Origin of the sequence: Pseudalkalibacillus sp. JSM 102089 (assembly GCF_041366475.1) — a bacterium.
Taxonomy (GTDB): Bacteria; Bacillota; Bacilli; order Bacillales; family Guptibacillaceae; genus Guptibacillus; species Guptibacillus hwajinpoensis_B.
This window is the reverse complement of record NZ_JBEWYW010000001.1, coordinates 932,251-957,965: the sequence shown is the minus strand read 5'-3', so window position 1 is coordinate 957,965 and position 25,715 is coordinate 932,251. Positions and strand designations below refer to the sequence as shown.

General features: G+C 38.8%; 24 protein-coding genes. 14 read left to right on the top strand and 10 right to left on the bottom strand.

The features are described from left to right. The first annotated feature begins 144 nt into the window (after window positions 1-144). The 5 genes from ABVF21_RS04785 (at window position 145) to ABVF21_RS04765 (ending at window position 5,768) form a co-directional block, all read left to right on the top strand. Entirely contained in the window at window positions 145-1,389 is a 1,245-nt protein-coding gene (locus ABVF21_RS04785; RefSeq protein WP_371017580.1) for a DHH family phosphoesterase, read from the top strand. Window positions 1,390-2,089: 700 nt separating this feature from the next. Further along, on the top strand, window positions 2,090-2,770 hold the full coding sequence (locus tag ABVF21_RS04780) for a Yip1 family protein (protein WP_371017579.1): 681 nt from the start codon (window positions 2,090-2,092) through the stop codon (window positions 2,768-2,770). Between the two features lie 3 nt (window positions 2,771-2,773). Further along, window positions 2,774-3,895: an efflux RND transporter periplasmic adaptor subunit gene (locus ABVF21_RS04775; RefSeq protein ID WP_303535957.1), complete on the top strand. Its 1,122-nt coding sequence runs from the start codon at window positions 2,774-2,776 to the stop codon at window positions 3,893-3,895. Further along, complete coding sequence (locus ABVF21_RS04770; RefSeq protein WP_371017578.1) at window positions 3,892-4,584, top strand: ABC transporter ATP-binding protein; 693 nt, start codon at window positions 3,892-3,894, stop codon at window positions 4,582-4,584. The genes ABVF21_RS04775 and ABVF21_RS04770 overlap by 4 nt, the downstream gene beginning before the upstream one ends. Further along, window positions 4,581-5,768 carry an ABC transporter permease gene (locus ABVF21_RS04765; RefSeq protein WP_303535952.1) on the top strand — a complete coding sequence of 396 codons (1,188 nt, stop codon included), beginning with the start codon at window positions 4,581-4,583 and terminating at the stop codon, window positions 5,766-5,768. Before ABVF21_RS04770 ends, ABVF21_RS04765 begins: the two co-directional genes overlap by 4 nt. Window positions 5,769-5,806: 38 nt before the next feature. On the opposite strand, the gene recQ is transcribed toward ABVF21_RS04765, so the two are convergent. Beyond that, the gene (recQ, locus tag ABVF21_RS04760; RefSeq protein WP_371017577.1) at window positions 5,807-7,897 is read right to left on the bottom strand and encodes a DNA helicase RecQ; all 2,091 of its coding nucleotides are present in this window, start codon (window positions 7,895-7,897) and stop codon (window positions 5,807-5,809) included. A 258-nt stretch (window positions 7,898-8,155) separates the two neighbouring features. Here recQ and ABVF21_RS04755 point away from each other — a divergent pair, with 258 nt between their 5' ends. The 3 genes from ABVF21_RS04755 to ABVF21_RS04745 all read left to right on the top strand — a co-directional run bounded on the left by ABVF21_RS04755 (window position 8,156) and on the right by ABVF21_RS04745 (window position 9,430). Then, window positions 8,156-8,854, top strand: a complete 699-nt coding sequence (locus ABVF21_RS04755; protein WP_303535947.1) for a DUF421 domain-containing protein — start codon at window positions 8,156-8,158, stop codon at window positions 8,852-8,854. A gap of 16 nt (window positions 8,855-8,870) precedes the next feature. Next, window positions 8,871-9,050 (top strand): Fur-regulated basic protein FbpA, encoded by a 180-nt coding sequence (fbpA, locus tag ABVF21_RS04750; protein WP_303535944.1) that lies wholly within the window; start codon window positions 8,871-8,873, stop codon window positions 9,048-9,050. A 257-nt stretch (window positions 9,051-9,307) separates the two neighbouring features. Then, a complete protein-coding gene (locus ABVF21_RS04745; RefSeq protein ID WP_194222263.1) occupies window positions 9,308-9,430 on the top strand; it encodes an aspartyl-phosphate phosphatase Spo0E family protein in 123 nt (40 codons plus the stop codon). Here the strand turns inward: ABVF21_RS04745 and ABVF21_RS04740 are convergent. Next, the gene (locus ABVF21_RS04740; protein WP_194222344.1) at window positions 9,383-9,550 is read right to left on the bottom strand and encodes a hypothetical protein; all 168 of its coding nucleotides are present in this window, start codon (window positions 9,548-9,550) and stop codon (window positions 9,383-9,385) included. The two genes, ABVF21_RS04745 and ABVF21_RS04740, sit on opposite strands and share 48 nt — an antisense overlap. A 338-nt stretch (window positions 9,551-9,888) precedes the next feature. Here ABVF21_RS04740 and ABVF21_RS04735 point away from each other — a divergent pair, with 338 nt between their 5' ends. Next, window positions 9,889-10,131, top strand: coding sequence for a type B 50S ribosomal protein L31 (locus ABVF21_RS04735; RefSeq protein ID WP_048310190.1), 243 nt, complete (start codon window positions 9,889-9,891; stop codon window positions 10,129-10,131). A gap of 83 nt (window positions 10,132-10,214) precedes the next feature. Here the strand turns inward: ABVF21_RS04735 and ABVF21_RS04730 are convergent, their stop codons facing one another. Together ABVF21_RS04730 and ABVF21_RS04725 are read right to left on the bottom strand one after the other, a co-directional pair. Beyond that, the gene (locus ABVF21_RS04730) at window positions 10,215-10,697 is read right to left on the bottom strand and encodes a sigma-70 family RNA polymerase sigma factor (protein WP_303535931.1); all 483 of its coding nucleotides are present in this window, start codon (window positions 10,695-10,697) and stop codon (window positions 10,215-10,217) included. A gap of 398 nt (window positions 10,698-11,095) precedes the next feature. Next, window positions 11,096-11,980, bottom strand: a complete 885-nt coding sequence (locus tag ABVF21_RS04725) for a TetR/AcrR family transcriptional regulator (RefSeq protein WP_303535928.1) — start codon at window positions 11,978-11,980, stop codon at window positions 11,096-11,098. A gap of 227 nt (window positions 11,981-12,207) precedes the next feature. Here ABVF21_RS04725 and ABVF21_RS04720 point away from each other — a divergent pair, with 227 nt between their 5' ends. Then, the gene (locus tag ABVF21_RS04720; RefSeq protein ID WP_303535926.1) at window positions 12,208-15,372 is read left to right on the top strand and encodes an efflux RND transporter permease subunit; all 3,165 of its coding nucleotides are present in this window, start codon (window positions 12,208-12,210) and stop codon (window positions 15,370-15,372) included. A gap of 164 nt (window positions 15,373-15,536) precedes the next feature. Continuing rightward, complete coding sequence (locus tag ABVF21_RS04715) at window positions 15,537-16,370, top strand: STAS domain-containing protein (protein WP_303535924.1); 834 nt, start codon at window positions 15,537-15,539, stop codon at window positions 16,368-16,370. Here ABVF21_RS04715 and ABVF21_RS04710 read toward each other — a convergent pair. Further along, on the bottom strand, window positions 16,365-16,700 hold the full coding sequence (locus ABVF21_RS04710; RefSeq protein ID WP_303535922.1) for a hypothetical protein: 336 nt from the start codon (window positions 16,698-16,700) through the stop codon (window positions 16,365-16,367). The two genes, ABVF21_RS04715 and ABVF21_RS04710, sit on opposite strands and share 6 nt — an antisense overlap. Before the next feature lie 301 nt (window positions 16,701-17,001). Further along, complete coding sequence (locus ABVF21_RS04705; protein ID WP_371017576.1) at window positions 17,002-17,670, bottom strand: haloacid dehalogenase type II; 669 nt, start codon at window positions 17,668-17,670, stop codon at window positions 17,002-17,004. A gap of 167 nt (window positions 17,671-17,837) precedes the next feature. Here ABVF21_RS04705 and lepB point away from each other — a divergent pair, with 167 nt between their 5' ends. Both lepB and ABVF21_RS04695 read left to right on the top strand, forming a co-directional pair. Next, on the top strand, window positions 17,838-18,392 hold the full coding sequence (lepB, locus tag ABVF21_RS04700; RefSeq protein ID WP_303535920.1) for a signal peptidase I: 555 nt from the start codon (window positions 17,838-17,840) through the stop codon (window positions 18,390-18,392). Between the two features lie 307 nt (window positions 18,393-18,699). Next, window positions 18,700-19,491, top strand: coding sequence for a CAP domain-containing protein (locus tag ABVF21_RS04695; protein WP_303535919.1), 792 nt, complete (start codon window positions 18,700-18,702; stop codon window positions 19,489-19,491). Window positions 19,492-19,524: 33 nt separating this feature from the next. Here the strand turns inward: ABVF21_RS04695 and ABVF21_RS04690 are convergent, their stop codons facing one another. The 4 genes from ABVF21_RS04690 to ABVF21_RS04675 form a co-directional block, all read right to left on the bottom strand. Continuing rightward, window positions 19,525-20,208 carry a DNA alkylation repair protein gene (locus tag ABVF21_RS04690; RefSeq protein WP_303535917.1) on the bottom strand — a complete coding sequence of 228 codons (684 nt, stop codon included), beginning with the start codon at window positions 20,206-20,208 and terminating at the stop codon, window positions 19,525-19,527. A gap of 304 nt (window positions 20,209-20,512) precedes the next feature. Continuing rightward, window positions 20,513-21,358: an STAS domain-containing protein gene (locus tag ABVF21_RS04685; protein ID WP_303535914.1), complete on the bottom strand. Its 846-nt coding sequence runs from the start codon at window positions 21,356-21,358 to the stop codon at window positions 20,513-20,515. Window positions 21,359-21,569: 211 nt separating this feature from the next. Further along, the gene (locus ABVF21_RS04680) at window positions 21,570-22,598 is read right to left on the bottom strand and encodes an SEC-C metal-binding domain-containing protein (protein ID WP_371017575.1); all 1,029 of its coding nucleotides are present in this window, start codon (window positions 22,596-22,598) and stop codon (window positions 21,570-21,572) included. Between the two features lie 130 nt (window positions 22,599-22,728). Continuing rightward, window positions 22,729-24,378, bottom strand: a complete 1,650-nt coding sequence (locus tag ABVF21_RS04675; protein ID WP_303535909.1) for a PAS domain-containing sensor histidine kinase — start codon at window positions 24,376-24,378, stop codon at window positions 22,729-22,731. Window positions 24,379-24,637: 259 nt separating this feature from the next. Between ABVF21_RS04675 and ABVF21_RS04670 the strand changes: the two genes are divergently transcribed. Then, complete coding sequence (locus ABVF21_RS04670) at window positions 24,638-25,672, top strand: LCP family protein (protein ID WP_371017574.1); 1,035 nt, start codon at window positions 24,638-24,640, stop codon at window positions 25,670-25,672. The last annotated feature ends 43 nt before the right edge of the window (window positions 25,673-25,715 follow it).

Sequence of the window (25,715 nt, the reverse complement as noted above, 5' to 3'; positions counted from 1 at the left end):
TATATTGGACAGGGGTTGTAAAAGACCTGTATAATTGAAAAATTGTAAGAAGGAAGCGGGCATTTGCTCGCTTTTTTCAATGAATCGTGTATTCATGAATTTTGAAATGGCGTACATACTAACATCGAATAGGAGGAGTTGCTCATGATTAAATTGTTTACGGATAGTGATCTTGATGGAACGGCCTGTGCTCTTATTGCCGAGTTGGCATTTGAGAATGAAGCTGAGACCACACATTGTACATATCGCAATTTAGATGACAGGGTAGAAGCTTTTCTTTTACAAAACAGCGGTGATCCGATTTTTATTACTGATTTATCAGTGAATGAGCATGTTGAAAAACGCTTGGAGGAACGATTTCAAAAAGGAAGTCATGTCCAAATGATTGATCATCATGCTACAGCGATGCATTTTAACGACTACGATTGGGGCTATGTTGATCCAGGTGATGATAAAAAAACGTGTGCCGCAACACTTTTTTATCAGTTTCTGTTGGAAAAAGAGAAAATCGAGCGTTTGGAATCATTAGAACAGTTTCTTGAGCTTGTGCGAAAGTATGATACTTGGGAATGGGAAGAGGATAATGAGGTCGATGCGAAACGATTGAATGATCTATTTTCCATTATGGGAAGAGAAACATTTAAATCAGAGATGCTGAGACGTTTAACGCGAGATCCCGATTCCTTTGCTTTCAATGAATCAGAAGAAATGATTCTTGATCTAGAGGAGCGGAAAATTGAGCGTTACATTCATCAGAAAAATCGTCAGCTCGTTCAAATGGAAGTGGATGAATACTGTATCGGTCTTGTTCATGCTGAATCGTACCATTCAGAACTTGGTAATGAGTTAAATAAACGAAATCCACATCTTGATTTCATTACGATCATCAATGATGGAAGCCGACGACTTGGTTTTCGAACGATTCATGATGAAGCGGATGTCTCTGAATTTGCATCACGTTATGGAGGCGGAGGCCACCCTAAAGCTTCCGGTTGTGAAATGAATGAGGAGACCTTTCGGATTTTTGTAGCGCCATCCTTCGCTCTCAAGCCACTTCGTAAAGATCCTGAACGGAATAAGCTCAATGAGCGAAACAGTGAAAGTGGTACTTTCTATGAGAATCATGAAGGAAAGACCATCTACATTCGTCCTGGTCGAGAAGACCAATGGGAAATCATGTGCCGTGGCGAGGTTGAAAAGAATGACTTCGAACACTTTGAGGATGCAGAACGATACGTCAAACGCTCTTATCATGCGTGGCTCCGTTCTGATAAGGAAGTCGTTGAAGACTTTGCCCGTATACTTCCTCTTACAAAGAAACAAATCATCGATCGCTATCACTATATGATCAAATCAATGCTCCATCAAGAAGAAGATGCTCTTAGCTGAGCGTCTTTTTTTATCGTTTAGTGTCTAGGAGGATTTTCTGAATAAAAAACTATCTTGCTATCATCTTATTTGGATGATAACATATGAAATCAAAAAAATTCTTTAATATGATGAGAAATAGGTTTTTTGGTGCTGCTCAGTACATTAAATTCTGTTTCTTTTCTTTGATACCGGGGTATAGAATGTTACATGCCCATGGCACTTCAACCATAGCGTTGCGAGCATGCATTATGGGTGTGAAAGGAGAAATCAGTGAAGCGAATGATCTCTAACAATCGCTATTCGCAAGTCCTTTACCAGACACAGAAAGCCAGGGCACGATGCTTAAAGGTTGATAAGAAACCGTACATCAGGACGATCGCGACCGCTACTGGATTCTCAGAAGAAGAGATCTTAGAATCTCTCGAATTTGGTGATGTCGATTACATCAGGAAGCTGCGTTTGCACTATAGCTAGACGTAACGTTATGCGTTGTAGAGCCACTATTAGGGCATGTAACTCTTAGATGAACTTTGTTCATTAAGAGAGCAGCTATCACTATAGCTGGAGGCTGATTATTTCATTATGAAATAATCAGCTTTTTTTGTGTTTTAAAATATGACGTCTTATAGAAAAAATAACTATTTTTCAAAAATAATGGAACCTTTTTCTGTTAGACTCGTAGAAAGAGATGACATTATTTTGAAAGGTTGTGTACATAATGAACGAAGATTATGAAGAAAAAGGAAATGCAGCAAAGCCATCACTACTTGGAATGATTTGGAGTCCTGGTGAACAGTTTAAAAGCATTCGACAGGCTCCTAAAGTATGGTTGCCCTTAATCGTTGTTACGGTCCTATCATTAATCGGCGGGTGGTTGATGATACTTGGGCCAGGATTCGAAGAGCAATTCGCTACAGGGGATTTGCAAGGAGAAAATGTAGACGGTCTTATTTTATTTACTAAAATTATTACAATCGTTTCTGTTGGAGTTGGGCCGGTATTATCCATCCTCGTTGGTAGTTTTATTCTTTGGTTGATTAATAAAGCAACAAGCTCAGAAGCTACGTTCAAACAATTCTTTTCGATGAATACGTATATTGGGTTTATTGGAGCAATAGGTGCTGTTCTTAACGGACTTATTATTGCTATTGTTGGAGGCACAGTTGATAAGCTCTACACAAGTCTTGGTAGTTTAGTGAGTGGAGAAGGATTTCTAGGTGGTTTTCTGAATGGAATTGAGATCTTTGGTATCTGGACGATTATCCTGACGGCTCTAGGTCTTCGTATTACAGCTCAATGGCCAAAGGCACTCGTATGGACAATCGTTATTATCCTTTTTCTTTTTACAATCGGTGGCGCCGTAATCACTGGTGTAACGAATAACATGTCAGGAATATAAGCAATGAAAAAGAAAATTTGGATTGCAATCACTGTTGTTATAGTCATTGTTATTGTAGTAGGTGTGAACATTTATCGGACTTATGCGGATAGCACGGCTACTGTTGAAGCTGAAAAAGCTATAAAAGAAGAAATAAACTCCACAGTTATGACTCCTGGTACGTTAGCGATGGCTGATGAAAGCACCCTTTATCAGGATCCTGCTAAGGGTGAAGTGAAGGAGGTTCTTGTTAAAGAAGGAGACTCCGTGAAAAAGGGAGATTCAGTACTTACATACGAGAATCAGGATTTAGAAATGGAGAAAGAGCAGAACGATATTAACATCGAGTCGCTTTATCTACGAATCAATTCACTTGATAAACAAGAAAAGCGTTTAAACGAGAAAAAAAGCGACTTAGCTGATGATGTTGGAGAAGAAGAAGCAGACGAAACAATGGAAGCAGAGCTTGATCAAGTGAAAATGGATAAGCGGATGGCGAATCTTGATTTACGTCAGGCATTATTGCAGCAAGATCGTTTGAAGCAGAAAATAAGCGATCTTGAAGTAACAAGTGACATTAGCGGTGTTGTGCTAGAAGCCAATGATGCAAGCGCACCGCAGTCGACTCAAGTGGAAAAGCCTCTTTTGCGGATTGGAAGCATGGAAAATCTTATCGTCGAAGGAACACTTTCTGAATACGATACGTTGAACATTGAATCAGGTCAAAAAGTTACCATTACAACAGATGTGCTACCTGACGAAAAATGGGAAGCGGAAGTAATGGATGTAGGCTATTTACCAGAAGCATCGGGAGCTGAATCAAACGCTTCTGCTGTTCAATATCCTGTTACGGTTAAATTAAAGAAGCCAGAAGAGTTGAATTTAAAGCCAGGATTCCAGATGATTCTTGAAATTGAAACAGAATCACATGAAGCATTAACACTTCCGTTTGAAGCGGTTCAGCAAGATGGGGAAGAATCATTTGTCTTTATTGTGGAGAATGGAAAAGCTGTGAAACGCGAGATTGAAACAGGTTCTTCTACAACGAAGCGGATTGAAATTACGAAAGGGGTCTCTACGGAGGAACAAGTTATTATCGATCCGCCGGATAAGCTTAAAGACAATATGGAAGTGACCGTACAATGATCCAACTTGATGAGATTACAAAAAGCTATACCCTTGGTAAGGAATCGGTCAATGTTCTTAGAGGAATTAGTTTGGAAATTAATAGTGGTGAATTTGTTGCCATTATGGGCCCTTCTGGATCAGGTAAATCAACCTTAATGAATATAATTGGTTGCCTTGATCGCCCAACAACTGGATCTTATTTCTTAAATGAAGAAGATGTGTCGAAACATAAAGATCAGGAGCTAGCGAAAGTTCGAAATCAATCCATTGGTTTCGTGTTTCAACAGTTTCAATTATTACCAAGACTAACAGCGCTCAAAAATGTGGAGCTTCCCATGGTTTATGCTGGGGCTTCAAAAAAAGAACGAGAAGAGCGCGCTAGAGATGCTTTGACGAAGGTCGGACTACAGGATCGGGTAGAACACCTTCCGAATGAACTCTCAGGCGGCCAAAAACAGCGTGTCGCTATTGCAAGAGCACTCGTGAATGACCCTTCTCTTATTCTTGCTGATGAGCCTACAGGAGCCCTTGATACGACTACTAGCGTTGCAATTATGGATTTGTTCGTTCAGCTTAACCAAGAAGGAACGACGATTGTTGTCGTCACACATGAGCCAGAAGTAGCCGAGTATGCAAACCGTGTGATCTACGTACGGGACGGTTTACTCGGGCAGAATCCTCTTTCGAACAGGGGGCATACAACGTGAGTCTCTGGGAAAATATCAAAATGGCTTTGACATCAGTCAAAGCGCATAAGATGCGTTCCATCTTAACGATGCTTGGCATTATCATCGGTGTTGCTGCCGTGATTGTTGTTGTCGCTATTGGGCAGGGTGGAGAGGCGATGCTAAAGTCTCAAATTGCTGGTGATGGAAACACGATTGAAGTATTTTACCAGCCTTCTGAAGAAGAAATGCAGCAGGGGAAATGGGAAGATAATCCCTTTACACAGGAAGATATCCGTCAGTTAGAGGGAGTGGAAAAGGTCTCGAATGTTGTGGCCTCTTCCTCCGAGTTTTCCACGGCTCGACTTCGAGAAGAGGAAGCCGAAACTTCGATTACAGGTATCAATGAAGCTTATTTAGATGTGAACCAACTAAAAGTAGAAGAAGGTCGTTCATTTACAAGTGCGGATTTTCTTGGTGGTCGAAGAGTAGCCGTTGTAAGTGCAGCGATGCAGGAAGAATTATTCGAAGGTAAATCACCAATTGGAGAAATCATTCGTATTGGTGTTCAGCCTGTTGAAGTGATTGGGGTACTTGAAAAACCAACAGGGCTTTTTGCGTTCGGTTCAGTCGAAACGTACATTCCTTGGACGGCGATGCGAAATATGCTTGGAACGAGTAACTACAGTCAGGTGACGCTTCAAGTCGAGAACGCTGATGATATCCAACCGATTGGAGACCGTGCAACGTTATTATTAAATCAGCTACACGATACAGAAGATTCATATCAAGTCATCAATATGGAAGAAATTGCTCAGGGAATTGGTCAGGTAACGACCATTATGACCACGATCATCGGGAGTATTGCTGGAATTTCGCTTCTTGTAGGTGGTATTGGTGTGATGAACATTATGCTCGTTTCTGTAACAGAGCGAACGCGTGAGATTGGAATTCGCAAGTCTTTAGGTGCGACAAGGCAGCAAATCTTGCTTCAGTTCCTCGTCGAATCCATTATTTTAACGTTAATTGGAGGAATCATTGGTATATTGCTAGGATCTGGTACGGCTTACCTTGTCTCCTTTTTTGCAGACTGGCCATCGTTAATTTCATGGCAGGTCGTTTTAGGTGCCGTCGTCTTTTCCATGCTGATTGGAATTGTATTTGGTTTATTGCCAGCGAACAAAGCCTCAAGGTTAGACCCAATTGACTCCCTTCGTTATGAATAATAAGAAAGAGGATGACCCAGCTCATCCTCTTTTTTGCGTTAACTATTCGAAGTTTGACGATGTTTTGTTAAAGCGACCTTAATTTGAAAGTAAGTAAACGATTCGGGTAGTGCTTCTTTAATTGGCTTTAGTTTATCAAACCCTACATCTGCCGCTTTCTCAAGAATCTTATGTTCTGTTTCCTGATCGATGAGTCGGCTCGTATCTTCAAGTAAACCTTCTTCCATTGCCTTTAGTAGATGACTCTCGACGGTGGTTGGACTTAATGAACGCGCTGCTGAGATGTTTGGAATGTCTTTACCTTCATCAAATAATTTTAATGAAGCTTTATGACTCGCATCCTCTGAAGAGGTTGGTTTCGCCGATTTCGCCGATGAGAGTAGCTCAAGAAAGTCTTCGCCGTATTTATCAAACTTCATATCCCCGACGCCCTTGATCTCAAGCATTTCTTCACGTGTGGAAGGTGTTTTTGCGCTCATTTCTCGCAATGTACTATCGGCAAACACAACGTAAGGTGGCACGTTGTCTCGATCGGCAATTTGCTTCCGTAGCGTTCGCAGCTGTGTAAAGAGTTGATCATCCTCTTCAATCGCTACTGGTTTACGAGCTACTTTCTTATATATACTTTCTTGTCCTTTTAACACAGGTAACGTTTTTTCCTGTAGAACGAGGGTGGGGTACTTACTATCAGTTAAAAGAATATATTGCTCGGCTGTTAGAAAATCAATCATATCCACAATATCTTGCTGTGTGAGATGTTTTAATAAACCAAAGGTTGAGACGCTGTCGAGTCGTAGTTCGTTCAAACGCTTTGATTTCGATCCTTTCAGTACCTGTGCAATGATCGTTTTCCCAAATCGCTCATTCACTCGTTTAATCGTTGAGAAAATCATTTGCGCTTCACGGGTAATATCAACCGCTTCTCTGTCGTCAATACAATTGCTGCATTTACCACATTTATAGCCCGGCCGCTCATCTCCAAAGTAATGAAGAATGGTTCCTTGGAGGCATTTTTCAGTATGACAATAATCAACCATCGCTTTTAATTTGGCGAGGTCAGCGGATTTACGTTCAGGTTCATGTTGGTTCTGATCAATGAGAAACTTCTGCACGTGAATATCACCAGGGGAAAAGAGAACGAAGCAATCACTTTCTTCTCCATCACGCCCAGCTCGTCCAGCTTCCTGGTAGTAGGATTCCATATTCTTTGGAAGATTATGATGAATCACAAACCGAACATTCGATTTATCAATCCCCATCCCAAAAGCATTAGTTGCGACCATCACTGAAATGTTATCGAACAAAAATTCTTCTTGCGCTGTTTTGCGCTGCTTTTCTGTCATACCAGCGTGGTACTTGCCTACTTTAATGCCCTGTTTTTGTAAGGAAGCGTAAAGTTGATCTGCTTCCTTTCTAGTGGCGGTATAGATAATACCGGACTCAGAAGCGTTTTGGCTAAGGTATTTATCGATAAATGATTTTTTCTTCTCTCCTTTAATAACAGAGAAGTGCAAGTTTTCCCTGGCAAATCCGGAGATAAAGGTTTGCTCTGGGGTTATGTTTAAGATTCGCTGGATGTCCTGAATAACTTCAGGTGTTGCCGTAGCGGTTAAAGCAACGACGGGAGGCTGCACTTCAAAGTGATGAAGCATCTGGCTAATCTTCATATAACTAGGTCTGAAATCATGCCCCCATTGGGAAATACAATGGGCCTCATCTACGGCAATAAGCGAAATCTTAGTCCGCTTAAGCAACCGCTGAAAAGTTGGTGCTTCTAAGCGTTCTGGAGCTACGTACAGTAATTTTATTTCTCCACTTTCAGCTTCAGCCATACGGTCTCTAATTTCAGTCTCTGTAAGTGAGCTATTAATATAGGCAGCTTCTATACCGTATCCGGCAAGCGCATCAACCTGATCTTTCATTAGTGAAATTAGCGGTGAAATGACGATCGTTAATCCATCTGATAGAAGAGCAGGAATTTGGTAACAAATTGATTTTCCTCCACCAGTAGGCATAATGCCAAGCGTATTATAGTTAGATAGAACACTTGAAATGATCTGTTCCTGTCCACCTCGAAATTGATCATACCCAAAATGATGTTTAAGTTGTTCTCGTGCTTGTTGGAGCATCGTATCTTCCTTTCTGGTTCGTCAGAAGTTCGTTTGCTTTTCTCATCTTACCGTACCCGTTGAATTGTGTATAGACAACCTCCGTGATTCTTTCAAAATGGAAGTGATCACTGCAAGGGTTAATGAACAAGATTAATGAAAGCATTCATCAATCGTTCTTTCAGTATTATTAGAGGATAAATGTTTAGGAAATGGGCAAAATGGTAGAATGTGCAAATAAAAAGTGGTTTTTAAGCGTAATCAAAGGGGAACATGAGTATGGTGGATTGGTTTGAAGTTATAATAAGATCTTTGTTTATTCTTATCGGACTATTTTTCATTACAAAGCTTCTAGGGAAAAAGCAATTATCTAAGCTTTCCTATTTTGAATATATTGTTGGCATCATTATTGGTGACATTGCCGGTAGTTTATCAATGGACATCGAGGTAAGCGTCCTTCATGGAACTACAAGCCTTTTAATATGGACGCTCGCATCTGTATTACTCAGCTATTTATCAATGAAAAATAAAAAAGTAAGAGATTTCGTGGAAGGAAAAGCACGAATTTTTATAAAAGATGGAAAGATCCTTGAGGGTAACTTAAAGAAAGAGCGTTTTACAATTGATGAACTGCTAGAAATGCTCCGCAAAAAAAGCGTCTTTTCTGTAAATGAAGTAGAGTTTGCACTATTTGAAGCGGATGGTGAGCTCAGCGTTTTATTGAAGCGAGATTATCGGATGATACGGCCAACTGAAATCTGGCTTAGTCTACCTGAAGAGAAAGAGCCAAAAACCGTGATTATGGATGGGGAAATTATTAAAGAAATGCTTAATGAAGTAGGGAAGAGCGAAGAGTGGTTGAGAAGCTACCTATTAGACAAAGAGGTTGTAGTAGAAGATGTTTTTCTTGCGCAGCTTCACTCTGATGGAAAGTTAACGCTTGATTACTATGAAGATGGCATTTCTGAAGTTGAATAGCACAATGGAGGATGTTATGGAAAAAGAAAGATCGTTCCGATCAAAAGAAGAGCTAATCGTGCTTCTTCTAGATCGTGGAATATATAAAGTGAAGCACAAGCAATTATATGAGTGCTCCCAAACAGAATTGTACTACTACTATCTTTCAATAACGAGAGATAAATTACAACGATTAACTACAAAGGTTAGTTTGTAACAGCTTCTATATAGAAGCTGTTATTTTTATTCATGAATGGTCTTATATTAAGAACTTGTTCGAATAGTGTAAAGAACGTTTTAATAAAGAAATAGAGTCATTTTGTCTAGTTTTGGCGAAAGCCTTCACAAGACATAGAATAATTTGGATAATAGAGCTTGTACTTAAATGGATAGGAGGGGTGACGAACCTTGTTATATGTTAAACAGGACGCAAAAGAAGAATTGCTTCACTGGATAAAGCGTAAGCAAGAGGAAATGATTGAGATTGGCACAACTAAAGGGATATCACATCAAGAAACTTTACAGTGTAGTCAGGAGTTGGATGATTTACTAACTTCGTATCAACGTTTGACCTCCGTCAACCAACTTAGAAGTTAACCTTTGGATCGAGTGAAAAATGGCTTCCTTAACGACTGGTGGATAATCGTTTTGGAACTCACGAATACAATCACGAATTTGTTGAATTAGTATGATTTCCTCACGAACTGCATCGTTCATTTCAACATCCTCCTCGAGATTCAGTTTATACACCCAATCATGACAAATTAGATACTTAATCGTCAATCCTTTTTCCTTAAAATCGTTCAAATGTTCTTGAAAAATTCATTATTTTCTGTAAAATTAGGTCTTTTGAACTACTTGAGTTGTATGACTTACATATTGTTTATTAATTTCTTAAAAAAACTTTCATACAATGTTTGAACAAATGGCTCAAAAATTATATACTAGAAAGGACGGGTTTTGGTGCCCATTATTATGTGGCCCCAAACCTCTGTTTATTTCTATAACATTCATTTAACGTAAATGATGATTTGATTGATAAAGGAGGTCTAGCAATGAAGGAAGGAATCCATCCAAAATACCAGCAAGTTGTATTTTTAGACGTTAGTACTGGTTTTAAGTTTCTAACTGGTTCTACTATGGGATCTAACGAAACGATTGAGTGGGAAGACGGTAGCGAATATCCACTAATCAAAGTTGATATTAGTTCTGAATCTCACCCATTCTACACTGGTCAGCAGCGCTTTAACGATGCTGGTGGTCGTGTTGAAAAGTTCAAAAAGAAATACAACCGCTAATAAAAGTAGAAAACACTCCCAGGAGTGTTTTCTTTTTTTACTCAAAATAAACGATAAAAGTGATAGGAGCTTTTATGAAACTATCAAGACGATGAAAGCTGTTTTCGTAACTTTGATAATGCACTTTTTCTCCAGGATTTTACTGCTTCAATGCTCACTCCTTCAACACCTGCTAATGTCTTAAGGGATTCCCCACCCAAAGCGACCATGTCCACCCATTTACTCTGATTTTCTGTAAGATTACTTAAGTCAAGTTCAGGTAATAGAGTTTGTTGATGAAATGGTAGCCTTTCTTCATATTCACTCCAATCTGAGTGAAGAGAGAGCTGTTTAGACAATCGTGTTTCTTGGCGACATTCATCAATTAGCTTGCCTCGGACTTTCATGTAGGCGTAAGATGAAAAACTTCCTTTCCCATTTTGATAGCTTTCGGCAGATTCCCATAGGGCGATCATGGCTACCTGTTCATATCTAATATAATGGTTCGTGAGGTGAAGCTTTTTAATCTGACTTTTGATGAGTGGCATGTATTGTTCAACCAAATCTTCAAATACGCTATCTTCCAATGAAATTTTCTCCTGTAATCAGGTGCACCTTACTTTTATTCCGCCGGTAAATCAGACGATACGTTAATAAGGGGGAAGAGTCATATGAGCAAACTTAGAGTTTCGTATAGGAGAATTAATATGTACATCACTTCATGCTTGTGGAGATGGGGAGTACAGGCACACTTATAATTCCCTAACAGACAATCATTCCTTTTTCAGATTCGGTATACCAAAATCTTAAAGAAACATAAAAAAACGATCTAAGATTAGATCGTTTTCGGAGGAGAGGACTTATGCTTTTCGATAGCAAAGCTGGGCATTAATTCCTTTTAATTGAAGTTCGCGGACAATACGTCTTAACTCTTCTTTTGTTAGGAGCGGCTCTTTCACAATCTTCCACCTCCACTAATTTTGGATTACTGATCAAGTTCCAATGCGTCAATAAGTGCAGTCTTATATAAGTCAAGTTCGGAGAATCCTTCAAACTGGTGTAGCATTCCTTTAAAGATAAAGCGACGCGGGTTTGGATCACTTACTTCCTTCTTCAAAAATTGAATGGTTTCAAGCAACTCTTTACGCTGATTTTCTTGAATGTTCATTCGATTAATCAACGTAGCCATTTCATTCAATATATGAGAAGGGGATTTTCGCTCGCATCCATCTGAATGACTCATGTTCTGGAAGATTGCAGAGGCATGATCCAATGAGAGGAAGGGGGCAGTGTTATTTTCTAACATACCGCTTACCATGTCATTCAAGCGACTTAATATAAAGCGTGGAAGATACTCCAGGTCCAGGTCAGCATTCTGTAAGACAATTAACTTGATATAGGAGGAGTACATACCATCTAGGAGCAAAACACAGTCCGGGAGAATCGGAGTAATCCGATCGCCATATAAGTCTTGAATGCTACTCGCTAACGTTTCAAGGGACTCCATTCTTATCTTAAGAATTAAATCGTCAATTTCTTTGTTCATCGAAATAGCTTGTTCCCGGAATTGCATAATAATAAACTCTTTATGATGCAAAATTTCTTGTGCTTGAACGTATAGAAGCTTCTCTAGCCGTTCTTCAGGGGTGAAGGAATCTAATTTCGCTTCTGATATTTTCTTTTTTAATTTCTCATAATAATAAGCGAAAATGGAATAAAGCACATCATCTTTAGATTGGAAATGGAGATAAACGGCTCCTTTAGAAATTCCACTTTCATTAGCGATTTCCTGTATAGACGTGGAATGGAATCCTTTTTTGGCAAAAAGCTGCATCGCCGTTTCAAGGATCACTTTCTTTTTATCATTCATTCATCTTACACCTCTGTTCGCCAGTAATTTCACTGACCGGGTTTTGATGACCAATTGGTCACATCTATTATATCATGTTCAAGATTTTTTTCCTAACCTCATTTTTTACGTATATTTTACAGGGATTTGTAAACAAAATAACTTGAATTATAATGTTTAATTAAGTATAGTTATTGTGTAATGACCGGTCAGTCATAGTAGAACTAGAAAAAAGGAGTGGAAGCTGCTTGAGAAAGCTGATTCAATTTTCATTAAATAATAAGTTTGCAGTTTGGTTATTAACGATTATCATAACCGCTGCCGGATTATACTCAGGGTTTAATATGAAGATGGAGACCATTCCAAATATTAATACCCCGCTCGTTTCCGTGACGACAGTGTATCCTGGTGCAACACCAGAAGAAGTGTCTGATAAAGTATCAGAACCAATTGAAAACAAAGTGGAAAGTCTTCCAGGAGTGAAGGTCGTTAGTTCATCTTCATTTGAAAATGCTTCGAATGTACAAATTGAATATAATTTCAGTAAAAACATGGATGAAGCTGAAGATGAAGTAAGGGAAACCATTCAGTCACTTTCATTACCTGAAGAAACGCAAGACCCAGACGTGTCACGACTAAGTTTTAATGCTTTTCCAGTCATGTCTCTAAGCGTTTCAGAGAAAGATCGTTCACTTACAGAATTAACCCAGCGTGTAGAAGATGAAGTACTTCCAGCTGTTGAAGGAGTAGAAGGTGTTTCTTCTGTATCGATTGCTGGGCAGGAAGTCGAAGAAGTATCCTTCTCATTTAAAGATGAGAAAATGGAAGAGTACGGTTTAGACGAAGAGACTGTTAAGAATCTCATTAAAGGTTCTGCTGTTAACATTCCTCTTGGACTATATAACTTTGACGATAATCAAAAAGCAGTTGTTGTAGACGGTAATGTATCGTCATTAGAAGATTTAAAAGAACTTGAAATTCCAGTCATTCCATCACAGCAGGGTCAGGGAGCTCAAGCAGGCTCAGCTACTCAAGCACCTTCATCAACTGATGGTGCACAAGCCCCGTCCGCTTCTGCTGAAGGAGCTAGCGAAGCTCAAGCACAACCGAAAGTTCCAACCGTTCAGCTTCAGGACATTGCAGACATTGAATTAGTTGGTGAAGCGGAATCCATTTCACGTACGAATGGTCAAGAATCGATTGGTATCCAAGTTACAAAGAGCGCAGATGCTAACACTGTTGATGTTGTAAATGGTGTAAAAGATAAAATTGCATCACTTGAAGATTCGAATAGCGACATTAGTATTGTGACGATATTCGACCAAGGAGAACCTATCGAAGAATCTGTTAGTACAATGTTGAATAAAGCCATTATTGGAGCGATTTTCGCAGTACTAATTATCCTATTGTTCTTACGTAACATTCGCTCAACTTTAATCTCAGTTATTTCAATACCGCTGAGTTTATTAATCGCATTGTTAGTTTTAAATCAATTAGATATTACACTGAACATTATGACGCTTGGTGCGATGACGGTTGCGATTGGTCGTGTTGTCGATGATTCCATTGTTGTCATAGAGAATATATATCGACGTATGGCCATTGAAGGCGAGGAGCTACGAGGGAAAGAACTCATTACAGAAGCTACGAAGGAAATGTTCCTTCCAATTATGTCTTCTACCATTGTAACGATTGCCGTATTCCTTCCACTTGGCCTAGTGCAGGGACCAGTAGGTGAACTATTCTTACCATTTGCACTAACGATTGTTTTCGCACTACTTGCATCATTGCTTGTTGCGATTACCATTGTGCCATCGATGGCTCACTCTCTCTTTAAAAAAGGGCTTGTGAAAAAATCTGGAAAACCTTCGCATAAAGAAGAAGGAACTAGTCGTCTTGCGAATGGTTATAAGAAGATGCTGAATTGGGTACTCAATCATAAGCTGATTACCTTTGGAGCAAGTGTACTTGTATTAGTAGGAAGTCTTTTCCTTGCACCGATCGTTGGCGTAAGCTTTTTACCTTCCGATCAAGAGAAAATGATTGTAGCGACCTATAATCCAGAGCCAGGTGAAACGACTGAAAATATCAATGATCTCGCTCTTAAAGCGGAAGATTATTTCCTTGATAAGGAAGATGTTGATACAATTCAGTTCTCAGTTGGTGGAGAAAACCCAATGAATCCAGGTGCAAGTAACCAGGTTCTCTTCTTCGTAAGTTATGATGAAGAAGCAGAAGGATTTGAGGAAGAACGCAAAAACGTGCTCGAAGATTTGAAACAAATGAGTGAAAAAGGTGAATGGGGCTATCAGGACATCTCAGCTTCTGGAGGAAGTAACCAGATCACTTTAGTTGTGAATGGAGAAACAATGGATGACCTTGGTCCAGTTGTTGAAGATGTAACGGCCATTCTAGAGAAAGAAAAGGATCTTACAAATATTAGTTCTAGTATTTCTGAATCCTACGATCAGTTTACGATTGTAGCAAATCAAGAAAAACTAAGTGAGCTAGGGCTATCAGCTGGTCAAATAGGAATGGAGCTTCGAAACACAGGGGAAGCACCAGTTCTTACAACCATTCAAAAAGATGGAGAAGAAATAAATGTCGTTCTTGAAGTGAATGAGAAGACATATAAAGATCAAGAAGATTTAGAAGGTACAACAATTACGTCACCACTTGGAGTGGACGTACCCCTAAGTGAAATTTCGACGATTGAAGAAGGGGAGTCTTCTAACACAATCACTCGTCGCGATGGCAAAGTGTATGCTAACGTGACAGCGGAAGTACTTGATGACAATGTTGGACAAGTTTCTGCAGATGTGCAAGAAGCGATTGATAACATGGACTTACCGGACTCATCAGAAGTAAGTCTTGGTGGGGTAACTCAGGATATCAATGAGTCCTTTACTCAGCTTGGTTTAGCAATGCTTGCTGCTATTGCGATTGTGTATCTTGTGCTTGTTATTACCTTCGGAGGTGGTCTTGCACCACTTGCGATCTTGTTCTCACTTCCGTTTACCGTGATCGGTGGACTTGTCGGACTGTTGATTGCTGGAGAAACAATTAGTATTTCTTCACTGATTGGAATGCTCATGTTAATCGGTATTGTTGTGACAAATGCGATTGTACTGATTGACCGAGTGATTCATAAGGAAAAAGAAGGATATACAACAAGGGAAGCGCTACTTGAAGCTGGTGGTACGCGACTTCGACCAATTCTAATGACTGCACTTGCGACAATTGGCGCATTAGCACCACTTGCATTCGGTTTAGAAGGCGGAGCGCTCATCTCCAAAGGACTTGGTGTAACTGTTATCGGTGGTTTAACAAGTTCAACTCTTCTTACGCTAATTATTGTGCCTGTTGTGTACGAATTCTTCATGAAGTTTAGAAGGAAACCCAAAAGCAAATAGAGAATAAAAAACGGAGGCCGATGAGGCCTCCGTCTTTTTGTGCTTTGATTAAGTGAATAAACATACAAAAAGCACGGTTTTTCTAAATGATTTGCCAGATGTGTACAAAATGGTATTTTCGGGAAACAATGAACTATTAATGATGAAATAGGAGAGACATAACAATGGAAAAAGTGGAAGTAATGTATGTCGAATATTTTCATGAGCGTCTAGAAGAGATTGGAGACAAATGGACAAAACGACTTCAACTGTTGGTTGATGAGAGAGAAGCAACCGATACGGCGGTTCTTAAAGTTCCAGAATTAAAAAAGGAAGTGCAATCATTTTGTTCTGATTTTGTTAAACAAATGATATTTCTTGAATCGAATAACAGAGATGTTCAAGAATGGGCTGAAAGAATGGTGCGAATATTTTCGAATCATACCTTCTCACTTCAGCAGTCAGTGGCAAGTCTAACCTATCTCAGGCAAATTCTTTGGGATGTAATGGTAGAGTTTAGTTCACAAGAAGATCAGTTAATTGAAGCAAGTCGATTAGCGGAGTGGGGCAGTTACATGAACAAATCGTTTGATTTGCTTCTTCATAAGGTAACTGTCTATACAAATCAATTAAATGAAGAACAGATTGCAGCTCAGCAAACGAAAATTACCGAATTAAGCGTGCCAATCATTCCAATATCAAAAGAAATTGGCGTTCTACCTCTTATTGGAACGATTGACACATACCGTGCTTCACTTATTCAAAGAAAAGGAATTGAGCGTAGCTCGGAGCTCCAGCTATCATACCTTGTGATTGATTTATCAGGCGTGCCAATTATGGATACGATGGTAGCAAATGAAATCTTCCAGCTTATCAAAATGCTTGAACTCTCAGGGATTGAATCGATTCTAACGGGCATTAGGCCAGAAATTGCGCAAACCGCTGTGCAGCTTGGAATTGATTTTAATAATGTGAATACTTATGCTCACCTGCATCAAGCTTTGAGAGCTATTCTATAGCATGCAGGTAAGGTGTTCATTAAGCAATTGATAATTGCCATGCCTCAACAGAAAGAGAGCTATGATGTATTTGCTATTACGTTTAAGGATGCTAACGCTATAAAAGAATTGCTTTGAAAGCTCACGATAGGGTAATTTTCTTGACTTAAAAATGCTCCTAACAAGATCTTCGGTTGAAGCGAGTTTAAAGGCTATTTCTTTACACAAGTCTCGAGTTGCATGCTCTGCCGGCGTACTAGCTGGCAGCTTTTTTAGTGTAATACGAAATAAACGTAGCTGTTCCTGATAGCGAATGATTTCTTTCTGAATCGAATGATTTACCTGTATCATAGTTCGAGTACCTGGCTTCTTTCTCTCAAATTTTAGTAAATGAACGCTTTGATGTGTAGATTATACGGCTAAGCGTAGTGCTGGTCAATGGGCCTATTTTGGTAAATGGGTGATTTGGCTGTGGGTCTAAAGTATCGTTCGTGTAAAAGAACGATCTTATCGTTTCTGATTTAAGCATGGGGAAAAAACGTCAATACGAAAACCCGAACTTACGTTCAGGTTTTCATAAGTATATTTAATACTCTTAGTTTGACGCAAGCGGGCGAAACGGAGAGATATCCATTTGATTATGAGTGAAGAATTAAGACCAACTCGTTATACCACTTAACTCATGGTAGATACTATCTGGGTGAAGGTTTAGCTTTTCAACAGGGTTTTCATTACGATTGATCCAGGCTGTATGAAAACCGAAGTTCTTGGCGCCAGATATATCCCATCCATTTGAGGACATGAAAAGAACTTCTTCTCGCTTAAGCTCAAGGAAATCAAGTGCATGAGTGTAAGCAGCAGGTGATGGTTTGAATTGTTTAATGTCATCTGCGCTTATAATGTAATCCAGGTGTTCAGATAAAGGAGACTGTTTTACAAGCGGATCGAGCATATCGTGTGAACCATTTGAAAAAATAGCAAGCGTCATACCTTGTGCTTTTAATTCTTTAAGTACCTTTGGAACCTCTTCATACACATCTAGTTGCTGATAAGCTTCGAGAAGAATTTCTTCATTCTCATGACTTAACTCTGTTTTTGCTTCTTCTACAGCGTAACGAAGTGCATCCCGAGTAACCTCAGAAAAAGGTCGGTAGTTTCCCATCATTTGTCTGAGATAGCTATATTCAAGTTGTTTTTTTCTCCAACTTTGACTGATTTGATCTCCTTTACTAGGAAACAATTCCTCACACTTTTTAGATACTGAAAAAACATCAAATAACGTACCATATGCATCAAATACGAAAGCCTTTATATTTTTCATAAGAATCCTCCTTTATAGATGTAACTTGATTAAGTGTTCCACAAAAAGAAGGGAAGATAAAATTTTTTGCTCAAAATAGGCTGAAAGACAGTGGTATTAATATGGAACTTTATAGGAAAATTATGCTAGACTTAATATAGAATCTTGATTGAACGCTGGAGGGTGAAATGAAAACAGAAATAGAAGCAAATTGGCTAAAAGATTGGGGCGCACCTCTCCTTTTTGCTATTATCCTGGCATTTGTGATTAAAATGTTTATCATCGCTCCATACATTGTAGAAGGAGCTTCAATGGATCCAACGCTACATGATGGAGATCGTCTGCTCGTTAATAAATTCATCTCCTATGTGCAGGAAGAGCCAGCAAGAGGAGACATTATTATTATTAAGGATGAGGATGCAGAGAAGCATTATGTGAAACGAGTGATTGGATTACCTGGAGACATTATCGAAATGAATCAGGATAACCTTTATGTAAACGACAAACAGCTTAAAGAACCTTACTTAGACGGAAATCGTGCTGATGCAGAAACAATGGGTATGAGATTAACAGAAGATTTTGGTCCTGTTGAAGTACCCGAAGGACAGCTTTTTGTGATGGGGGATAATCGTTTAAGAAGTATGGATAGCCGAAATGGTCTTGGGAAAATTGAGCTGGAAGAAGTTGTTGGAAAAGCAGAAGTGGTGTGGTTTCCTTTTAAAGAAGTGAGATCAACAAATTGAAGTAAACTAGAGGAGCGTAATCGCTCTTCTTTTTTTGTTACGTTTTTGAAACAGTTGAAATGAAACGTTAACAGTAAATAACCTCCTAAAATGTGGGTCTATTACCAAATTTACATTTTCAAATATTTCAAGAGGTTCTTCTCAAAACCGTTGGTATAAAAGGGTTTTGATGAAAAGTTAACCTGATTTATACGAATAATTACCTGGTATGAATTACTAGCGTAGGAAGTTATTATGGTCTTTTAGACTAGCAATCTTATGATATTCTCAGTGTGTAAGAAATTTCACCAATCAGGGAGGAATCACATTGAAAAAGTCAATTATTCTAGGTGTCACAGCGGCAGCAGCCCTGCTGGCAGCAAATCCATCTAATAGTTCTGCTAATACAGGTGATCAACACGCTGTCAAAGCAGAAGTTAATGCACAAACATTCCAGGTTAACAATATAAATGAGTTGCAGTCTATTCTGGATCGTTTTGAAAATCAATACAATATTTCTATTAAAGATTCTATTAATCTAGATCAGCTTTTCCAACAGCAAGGTAAGACTGAACAGCCAGCACAAGAGGAGCAGACTGAGAAAGCTGAAGCTCCTTCTGAAGAACCTGCTAAACAAGCCGAAGCTCAAGAAGCTACACCTTCTGAAGCACAGCCAGAAGAAGCACCTGCACCAGAAACAGAGCAGGCAGAACCAGCTAAGGAAACTAATGAAGACACAGGATTATCAGAATTTGAACAGCAGGTTGTTAATCTTACAAATGCAGAGCGTGAAAAAGCTGGATTGCCAGCACTTGAAGTAGATACTGAACTAAGTAAAGTAGCACAAGCAAAGTCTGAAGATATGAGAGATAATAACTACTTTGCTCATAATAGCCCAACGTACGGCTCACCTTTCGATATGATGAACCAGTTTGGCGTAGATTATCAATCAGCTGGAGAAAACATTGCTAAAGGACAACAAACACCAGAAGAAGTCGTGAATGCTTGGATGAACAGCGAAGGACACCGCAAGAACATTATGAATGGTAGCTTCACACATATTGGTGTTGGTTATGTAGAAGAAGGTAATATTTGGACACAACAATTTATTGGTAAGTAATAATGGAATGATAACCCATCTCTAGCAGATGGGTTATTTTTTTACTTTATGAATGTACTTACTCGCTTCACGTTTACTAAGAGGAGGTAAGGTTTGATGTTCTATAAAGGTTTTCACGGTTTCTGGATCTGTTTTGGAATATTCTCTGAGCGACCAGCCGATGGCTTTTTGGATGAAAAATTCATTTGAATCTTTGTGTAGTAGGATGTATCTTTTGAGTCGACCAAAATCTGTGGAATCTTTATAAGAAAGTTGAAAAAGAATCGCACTACGGTTTAGCCATAAGTTTGGGCTGTTCACCCATTTGTTTGTAATCGGTGCAATTTGATCAGGATATTGTTGAAAATAAATACCTGCACTATGAACAGCAAGTCCATCTACAGTATCCCACCAGGATTTTGTGATAATAAGTTGTTCAATAAGAACGATATAGTCTTTGGGAAAACGTTTGACTCGGTCAAGAAGATCAAGGGCGGCATTCTGATATTCTCGTTCTGGTAATGCCCAAAGCTTTTCAAGTAGTTCTTTAAGGGTATCAAGATCTGGATTCCCATGCCTTTTAAGCGCATTAATAACTGCTTTCCTTCGTTCTGGTGTCTTAATGCCGAGAAAGGGAAATTGATTTCGCATATACTTTTGCATTTTTTTAGCTTGCTCTGGATTTTGGAGCGGTTCAAGCTCTTGTTGAAGAATGGTTACGGTTAAAATACTTCTCACCTCCTTCCTATATTTTACATGAGCTTTAGTTTTTATTGGTAGAATGATGACCGATTTCAATAATACTTTTTGCTACAAAAAGAAGAAGGCGCGTCATTCGACGCGCCTTCTTCTTTACTAAAATAAGGAGGTTTCCCGGGGGAGGGAAGGGATGCATTATTTACTATACGTTGGAACCAGAGAAGCTTTCCGGGTTGGGAGAAAGCTTTTCTGGAATGACTAAAGTATAGCAGGCTTTCATAAAGAAATGAGGATTATGGGATGTTTTTGATAAGAATGACAGATTTGTGAACAGCCTTTTGAACTATTCAGAGGGGCTTGAAAGAACGGCTAGTTCAGTAAGTGCGTTATGAAGACTAGATTTGATGGTTAGTTTGTGTAAATCAATTCCTAACTGTACCGCTGAAATCGAAATCGAAGGGCTTATCCCTGTCAATGTCACTTGAACGCCCATAAGACTTAACGCTTCTGTTATGTCAAATAAGTGCTTTGCGACCATCGTGTCCATTGTCACAACTCCTGACAAGTCAATGATCATATGGTCGAGTTGAAGTTTACGAGATTGGTCAAGCGTTTTCTCCATGATTAGCGTTGCGCGGTACGTATCGATATTACCAACGAGTGGAAGAATAGCAAGGTTTTGAATAATAGGAATGATAGGTGTAGAAAGTTCTTCGAGAGTCGAGTTATATTTTGTTTCAAGCTGTTGATTACTAGTGATATAAGAACTCCCATAGCTATACACAAACTGGTCAAGTAGTGGGTCAATTCTACTTGGTAGTTGAATAACATCCCGTGGTTTCATATTTAATTTTTCAACGACAGGTTCAATTGCCTCCCATATCGCCTCACGAATGAGAGGTACAGTTACAATAAGAGAAATGATCATCTCATTTTCGTCTTGAACAAGTTCTCCAGATTCTTCTCCAAATTCTTCTATTGCTGCAAATGCGTTCAAATTGTCTTTTTGAAGACTTTTACCAATCAATTTTATAAGATAAGTCGTGTTCTTTATGGAAAGTTTCGGTTCATTATTAAAATCTGCGTCATCAAGGTCCTGGCGCTGTCGTTCGTATGTACTTTGTGCAATCTCTAAGGCTTGCTCAAGTATATAAGTTCCTACTTGTTGAGTAGATGTTTGATCGGTCACTTCAGTTCCCCCTTTTTCTTATTAGCCAAGTTCGTTTCTATTGTTGATTCTCGGTTTTTTGCTCGTAGTAATAGGTTATTATAGAACGTAAAGGAGCTGTAAACTACAATGTTCCTTTACGTAACCATCTTATTATATCTTACATTTCATTCGAAATTAATGAAAAAGCTGGTTTTAGGATAAAACCAGCTTGAATGTAAGATCATTAATTTTAGCTCATAGCAGGGATAAAGCGTTCGTGGAAAGCTTTATATTTACTAGAAATACTAGAAGCAGATGTTCCATATTTTTTCGCAAGAGTACTCTGGCTAATTGAAGTGTCATAAACTTTGGCAGCAAGATATTCAAGAGATGCTGCAAAGATAGAAGCTTTTCTAACAATAGGCTTTTCATCATCAGCATATTTCTTCCAAAAACGAAGAATTTCTTGAATTTGTTCCTGAGAGTACTCTTCACTAACCTGTTCCATAAAGAGTGAAGCTACTTCTGCATCTTCTTTTCTAGACCAAATCATTTCAATCGATTCGTTTGATTCTTCTGAACCGTTGCCGTGTTTCACAATTTGACTAAGTACTTCTGGGAAATCACGTTGCATCATAGAACGAACATTGTAGTTTGATTCTTCTGATGAAAGTTTCTTTTCCACCATTTCCATAGCATCTGGTGCGATTTTAAGAAGTTCAATAAATGGCATGGCACCATTTTTGACAGGAAGAAGAATGCCTGCTAAACTTTCTCCGCTAGTAAGGATTACTTCTTCATGTAGAAGGACACTGATCGGTTGGTTTGATCCCAGTTCTTTTACGACCGCTGTGTGGCCTGATGCTTCTTCCACTGTATAAATAGACATGTAAGCATCGCGCCAGTCGTTCACGGTTTCTTTAACTTTCTCAGTAGAGAAGGTGTGCGCATAAAGTTGAAGATATTCTCTAACAATCGTTTTGTTCCACTGGTTAAGAGATTGATGGAAGATTGCCCATGGGAAAATACCGTGCATATAAGCTTCCTCAAGATTTTTGGGGATTTCAAAACGGTTAAATAAATCATTTGCTAGAGAGACCATTTTTTGATCATGTTCACTCATCGCATACTCTACAAGCTGTGCTTGAATTGTATATAGTTCTTGTGTATAAAGCTGTTCTTCTAATTGATCCTGTGCACTTTCAGATGTCATACAGCATTTTTTATATTTTTTGCCGCTGCCACAAGGACAGGGATCATTTCTTTTTGTTTTTTGCAATGTTGCTTCCTCCTTCAGGTCAAGCTTATTCGAGAATAAGAGACGAATGATATTTTAGCATAGAAATGGCTAAAAGCACAAAAAATGGACAAAATCCGAGCGGAAATGACTATTTTTGTATTCATTCCTATCATGTCTCACGTTCAATCGGAAAGCAAACGGTCACAGTGGTTCCAATTCCGACAGTACTATCAAAATCGATTTCCCCTTGATGGTTCTCAATAATTTTAAAACTAGATAGCAAACCTAGACCAGTGCCTTCTTCTTTTGTTGTGTAGAAAGGTTCTCCAAGTGTTTTTAGTTTGTGCTCAGGGATACCAACACCTTCGTCGACAATGATCACGTTAATGTTAGTGTCTTTTACTACAGTCTTTAATCGTAAAACGCCGCCATCAGGCATTGCTTCCATCGCATTTTTGATTAAATTAATAAAAACTTGCTTCAGCTGATTCTCTTCTCCGTATAGAGATTCATGACGCTCCGTGAAGTCTGTTATAAAAGTAATGTTGTACAGAGATGCCTGAGTACTTAAAAGCTGTACGACATATGAGAGCAATGTGTTTACATTAAAAAATGTAAAATGCTCAGCCTGAGGCTTGGCAAGGACAAGCAAATCTTTAATGATCGAATCCATCCGATCAATCTCAGATAGCATAATGGAAAGGAACGGCGTCTTATCAGCGAAATCATTATCACTACTTAGAAGCTGAATGAATCCTTTGACTGATGTTAAAGGATTCCGTATTTCATGAGCTACGCTAGCGGCAAGTTGGCCAACAGCGGATAGCTTTTCTGTTTTTAGCAGAGCATCTTCTGTCTTCTTTTTGTCTGTTATATCCATAAACGCAGCCATGATCCCATTGATCTGACCATTTTCATCTTGGATAGGCGCTGTAAACAAAGCTGTATAGACGATGGATCCATCCTTGCGCATCCGTTTGACTTCTTTGTTTACGATATGTCCATATTCAATAATTTCAGGAATAGTAATATCCTTTTCCTCTACAGGAACAATGGGACTTTTCTTGCCGATCACTTCTTCGCTTTTCCATCCAAATATTTTTTCGGCAGCTGGATTCCACAATCGAATATTTGACTCCATGTCGAGGGCAAGAGTGGCGATAGGAGAAGCGCTAATGATAGCTTGTATGAGTTGTTTCGCTTCCCATAGTTCTTTCACAGCTTTTTTTCGTTCTGTAATGTCTCGAGTTTGGATGATCGTGGTGGATTTGTGATTGAACATAATAGGAATCAGCGTTGATTCTACATCTATGACTTCGTTATTTGAACGTAACAACTGGTATTCAATTGTTTCAGAAGACGGTTCCTCTTGAGCTTGTATTTTATTTAGTAGGCTTTTGAATCTCTCAGTATCTTCCAAGTTAGCGATAAGTGATTGACGATTAACATAGAGATCTTGAATCGATTCAACACCTACCATTTGCAGTCCAGTACGGTTGGTATAGGTGATTTCATCATTTTCCATAAGACAAATGGCATACGGAGAAGATTCAACAAGGCGCCGATATCGTTCTTCACTCTCAAGAAGCTGATTTTCCATTACTTCATTTTTATAGAGAAGGTGTTTCAATAGAAAATAAAGAAACAAACAAGTTAGTAAAATAAAAAACCAGCCTTTATATAGACCAATTTGCTTATTCGCTAAGAAATCGGAAGAGAAGTGATACAGAATTGTATCAGAAAGCAATATCCAAACTGAGCCGAATAGAAAATAGCTTCCTATAATGATCCAGGGGATTGATTCGGTTTTTATGTGCACTGGAGTTTGTCCTTTCTCTATAGCATCTTATTGTATTCTACATATATCTCGAGATTTTTACAAAGTACTCCCAACTAATTGGAAAAATATTTAGGTAGAAAGTCGTAATAAAGAGTGATACATTTATAGTTAGGATTATTTCAGAATAAACCTTTTACAATGGAATCGGTCAGCGAAAGACCGACGATCATTCGGTTTGGGATACGAATGATCTATGCATGTAGTAAAAGAAGATTTATATTGAAGGAGATAAATTTCTATGAATGATGAACAGATGGAACCTCGAAGTCGATATAAGCCTAAGAAAAAACGACGTGGATTAAGAATAACGCTATTCATTCTATTATTTATTATAGTCGGTTTTGGTGGGTATGCAGGATACCTTTATTATAAAGTTTCCAGCGTATCAGACCAATCAGTAATGCAGCCAGAACGTGGAAACCAGTCAGATCTTAGAAATGGTGCAGTTGATATGGGGAAAGATCATTTTTCTGTGTTATTACTCGGTGTTGATGATGAAGAGGATACATCGAATGGGCGCAGTGATTCGATGATGGTAGCCACATTTAATCAAGATGATAAATCAATGAAGCTTCTTAGTATCCCACGTGATTCTTATGTTAACATTCCCGGAAGAGGAATGGACAAGATTACTCACGCTCATGCTTATGGTGGAATTGACTTGACGATTGATACAGTGGAAGGTTTGTTAGGAATTCCAATTGATGAAGTTGTGAGAGTTAATTTTGATGCCTTTAAAACAGTGATTGATGAAATGGGCGGAATCAAAGTTAATATCGATTCGCAGCTTATCGCAGATCAACTATACAAGGAATCAAAAGGGAAAATTGACTTAGAAGTAGGAGAGCAGACGCTAAATGGGAAAGAGGCCCTTGCTTTTGCAAGAACCCGTAAGGCTGATTCAGATTTGAAGCGTGGTCAGCGCCAAATGGAAGTTATTACTGCGGCCATTGATAAAGTCAGTTCACTATCTTCTATTCCGAAATATGGGGACTTAGTAGATCGAATAGGTGAGAACTTAACGATGAGCTTTACATTTAACGAAGCTCTAGGACTTTATCCATTTATTTCGAAAATCGATTCAATTGAAAAACTACAGTTAACAGGTACTGATTTTCAACCTGCTGGGACTTATTATTTCAAACTGGACGATCAGTCGCTAGCGACTGCAAAAACGGAGCTTAAAACTCATTTGAACCTGGAAGATCAAATTGACGATCCAAATGGGAATATGAATGCTATAGAAGAAGAGCAAAGTTCAACAACGCCTTAAATGGAATGGATGAACTTAAATTGTGAGTAAAAAGTAAGGCCTA